Consider the following 4,748-nt stretch of genomic DNA (forward strand, 5'->3'; position numbering starts at 1 on the left):
TGACTCGGGGGCATCCTCGTGCCCGGACCGCGCTTCAGAGCGCATGTCCCGCGGGCCGCGAGGTGCGGTTCCGGAAGAGCTCGGGCGATTAGTGCGGCTCGGCTGAGGACGTCGCCGTCCTTGCACCTGCCGTCTATCGACCAGGTAGTCTACCTGGGCCCTTACCGGAAGGAGAACTAATCCCTGGAACGGCTTCCCGCTTAGATGCCTTCAGCGGTTATCCGCGCCGCACGCGGCTACCCGGCCGTGCCGTTGGTCGACAACCGGTTCACCGGAGGTGCGTCCACCCCGGTCCTCTCGTACTGGGGGCAGCCTCCATCGATTCTCCTGCGCCCACGGAGGATAGGGACCGAACTGTCTCACGACGTTCTGAACCCAGCTCGCGTACCGCTTTAAACGGCGAACAGCCGTACCCTTGGGACCTGCTCCAGCCCCAGGATGCGATGAGCCGACATCGAGGTGCCAAACCTTGCCGTCGATGTGGACTCTTGGGCAAGATCAGCCTGTTATCCCCGGAGTACCTTTTATCCGTTGAGCGACGGCCCACCCACTCGGGGCCGCCGGATCACTAGAGCCTGCTTTCGCACCTGCTCGGCTTGTGGGCCTCGCAGTCAAGCCCGCTTGTACTCTTGCATTCAAAAGGACGGTTGCCGACCGTCCCGAGCGGACCTTCGCGCGCCTCCGTTACCCTTTAGGAGGCGACCGCCCCAGTCAAACTGCCCGCCTGGCACGGTCCCCGAGCCGGTTGACGGCCTCGGGTTAGGACGCCGGTCGCGCGAGGGCAGTATTCCAAGGGCGGCTCCCCGGGGGCTGGCGCCTCCGGATCTTCGCCTCCTGCCTATCCTCTACACGCGGGACCAGCGGCCAATGCCAAGCTGCAGTGAAGGTTCACGGGGTCTTTCCGTCCTTCCGCGGGTAAGTCGCATCTTCACGACCAGTGCAATTTCACCGGGTCCATGGTCGAGACAGCGCCCAAGTCGTTGCGCCTTTCGTGCAGGTCGGAACTTACCCGACAAGGAATTTCGCTACCTTAGGACCGTTATAGTTACGGCCGCCGTTTACCGGGGCTTGGCTTCGGGGCTTCGCGCGATGCGCTAACTCCTCCGCGTGACCTTCCGGCACCGGGCAGGCGTCAGACCCTATACGTCGCCTTGCGGCTTCTGCAGAGTCCTGTGTTTTTGGTAAACAGTCGCTTGGGCCTCTCCACTGCGGCCCGCCTCCGCTCCCGGAGCAAGTCCGTTCACGTACGCGCGGGCACCCCTTCTCCCGAAGTTACGGGGCCATTGTGCCGAGTTCCTTGACCATGGTTGACCCGATCGCCTCGGTATGTTCTACCCACCCACCTGTGTCGGTTTGCGGTACGGGCGCGCACGCGCCTGCCTAGGGGTTTTTCTAGGGACCTCGGGCTCACTCGCTTCGCTTGATCGCTTCGTCCGGAGCCTCGCCCTCGTGCGGACCGGATTTCCCTGGTCCGCGGGCCGCGCTCCATCACGGGGACGTCCAGAACCCCGCCGAGCCACCCCCATCCGTCGCCCCGTCGGTCGTAGCGCCGCGTGCGCGGTGCAGGAATGTCTGCCTGCTGCGCGTCGGCTACGCCTTCCGGCCTCGCCTTAGCCCCCGACTGACCCTGGGAGGATTAGCCTTGCCCAGGAAACCTCGGGTTCACGGCGGACGAGTTACTCTCTCGTCTCTCGCTACTCATGCCAGCATTCTCACTCCCATGCGCTCCACCGCCGGTCGCCCGGCGGCTTCACCGCCCATGGGAAGCTCCCCTACCGATTCTGAAAATCAAAATCCCGCCGCTTCGGTGTCCAGCTTAGCCCCGTGTATTGTCGGCGCATGTCCACTCGACCAGTGAGCTGTTACGCACTCTTTGAATGGATGGCTGCTTCTAAGCCAACATCCTGGTTGTCTGGGCGGACGCACATCCTTTGCCACTCGGCTGGAACTTGGGGACCTTAGCGGGCGGTCCGGGCTGTTTCCCTCTCGAGCACACAGCTTAGCCCACATGCTCTGACTGCCGCGCTCTGGGCCGCCGGCATTCGGAGTTCGGTTGGATTCGGTAGGCGGCGAAGCCCCCTCGTCCATCCGGTGCTCTACCTCCGGCGGTGAACGCGCGACGCTAGCCCTAAAGCTATTTCGGGGAGAACGAGATATCTCCGGGTTTGATTGGCCTTTCACCCCTATCCGCAGGTCATCGCCGCCGTTTTCAACCGACGTGCGTTCGGCCCTCCACGGGGTCTTACCCCCGCTTCAGCCTGCCCACGGATAGCTCACCCGGCTTCGCGTCCGCGGCGCGGGACTCAAGTCGCCCTGTTAAGGCTCGCTTTCGCTCCGGCTCCCTTTCGGTTAACCTCGCCCCGCGCCAGCGACTCGCTGGCTCATTCTACAAAAGGCACGCCGTCACACCGTATAGGTGCTCCGACTGCTCGTGGGCGCACGGTTTCAGGTACTGTTTCACTCCCCTCCCGGGGTGCTTTTCACCTTTCCCTCACGGTACTGGTGCGCTATCGGTCACAGGGTAGTACTCAGGCTTGGATGGTGGTCCACCCAGGTTCGGACCGGGTTTCACGTGCCCGGCCCTACTCAGGGACCGCGTCGCGCCGTCCGGTCTGGGTTCGCGTACGGGGCTGTCACCCGCTGCGGCCGGCCCTCCCATGCCGTTCCGCTCCCCAGCCGGACCTGCGCCCGGGGGCGGCAGCCCCCGGATGCGCGGCCCTGCAACCCCGCCGGCGGAACCCCTGCCGGGTATGCCCGCTCGACGGTTTGGCCATCGGTCCCCTTTCGCTCGCCGCTACTCGGGGAGTCTCGAGATTGATTTCCTCTCCTCCGGGTACTTAGATGTTTCAGTTCCCCGGGTTGTCCTCCCCGGCCCTATGTGTTCGGGCCGGGGATATCCACACCTCTGTGGATGGGTTCGCCCATTCGGAGACCCCCGGGTCGAAGGATGTGTGCTCCTCGCCGGGGATTATCGCAGCTTGCCGCGTCCTTCATCGGCTCCCTGTGCCAAGGCATCCGCCGTGCGCCCGTGGTATCTTGCGGGACCGCATCGGGCCCGCGGGATATCCACGTGTCGCTAATTAAGTCAATTAATCGATATCATGAATAGCGCTCGTATGTCGCAATTCGGGTATCTCATACCGCGGCACAGTGTTGACTGTGCTCGCGATCAGATGCTCCTCACTCATTAATAAGTGAATTCTTCTTGTTTGGATCGGATGAATGATTGCTATCATTCTGTCTGATAAATCGCAGAAAAGAATCGAGTCTGGAAGAATGATCTTCCATCTCTCTCCTATCGCTATGCGGCTCTCAAGGTACGCGGGTGCGACCCCGGGGACCGGGTGCTGCGGGGACTTCCCCCGGGCGACATCCACCGGACGGGCTCCTGCCCTCTATTCGAGTTAAGTTGATCTCTCTAGAAGATTTATCTCCCTAGAAAGGAGGTGATCCAGCCGCACCTTCCGGTACGGCTACCTTGTTACGACTTCACCCCCCTCACCCTCCACACCTTCGGCGCCTCCCCCCTTGCGGTTGGGCCGGCGACTTCGGGTGCAGACGACTCGGGTGGTGTGACGGGCGGTGTGTACAAGGCCCGGGAACGCATTCACCGCGGCATGCTGATCCGCGATTACTAGCAACTCCGACTTCATGGGGGCGGGTTGCAGCCCCCAATCCGAACTGGGGCCGGCTTTCCGGGATCCGCTCCCCCTCGCGGGGTGGCATCCCTCTGTACCGGCCATTGTAGCACGTGTGCAGCCCAGGGCATAAGGGGCATGATGACTTGACGTCGTCCCCGCCCTCCTCCGCCTTGACGGCGGCGGTCCCGCGTGGGTTCCCGGCATCACCCGATGGCAACACGCGGCGGGGGTTGCGCTCGTTGCGGGACTTAACCCAACATCTCACGACACGAGCTGACGACAGCCATGCACCACCTGTATGGGCTCCTCTCGGCCACGGGGTCTCCCCCGCTTCACCCATATGTCAAGCCCTGGTAAGGTTCTTCGCGTTGCTTCGAATTAAGCCACATGCTCCGCTGCTTGTGCGGGCCCCCGTCAATTCCTTTGAGTTTTAGCCTTGCGGCCGTACTCCCCAGGCGGGACGCTTAATGCGTTGGCTGCGGCACGGGGGGATCGTCCCCCCACACCTAGCGTCCATCGTTTACGGCTGGGACTACCAGGGTATCTAATCCTGTTCGCTCCCCCAGCTTTCGCGCCTCAGCGTCGGTCTCGGCCCAGAGGGCCGCCTTCGCCACCGGTGTTCCACCCGATATCTGCGCATTCCACCGCTACACCGGGTGTTCCACCCTCCCCTACCGGACCCAAGCCGCGGAGGTTCCGGGGGCTTCGGGGGGTTGAGCCCCCCGCTTCGACCCCCGGCCTGCCGGGCCGCCTACGCGCGCTTTACGCCCAATGAATCCGGATAACGCTCGCCCCCTACGTATTACCGCGGCTGCTGGCACGTAGTTAGCCGGGGCTTCTTCTGCAGGTACAGTCTTGACTCTTCCCTGCTGAAAGCGGTTTACGACCCGAAGGCCTCCGTCCCGCACGCGGCGTCGCTGCGTCAGGGTTCCCCCCATTGCGCAAGATTCCCCACTGCTGCCTCCCGTAGGAGTCTGGGCCGTGTCTCAGTCCCAATCTGGCCGGTCGGTCTCTCAACCCGGCTACCCGTTGTCGGCACGGTGGGCCGTCACCCCGCCGTCTACCTGATGGGCCGCGGAGCCATCCCCTCCCGTCGGGGCTTTAGCC

General features: G+C 63.6%; 2 rRNA genes. Both read right to left on the reverse strand.

Annotation, left to right across the window (positions count from 1 at the left end):
- Nucleotides 1–68: 68 nt before the first annotated feature.
- Nucleotides 69–3,042, reverse strand: a 23S ribosomal RNA gene (locus ACRX4W_RS09670).
- 397 nt (nt 3,043–3,439) lie between these two features.
- A 16S ribosomal RNA gene (locus ACRX4W_RS09675) occupies nt 3,440–4,748 on the reverse strand; the annotation flags it as partial.

This window comes from Collinsella aerofaciens, from assembly GCF_964283865.1.
Taxonomy (GTDB): domain Bacteria; phylum Actinomycetota; class Coriobacteriia; order Coriobacteriales; family Coriobacteriaceae; genus Collinsella.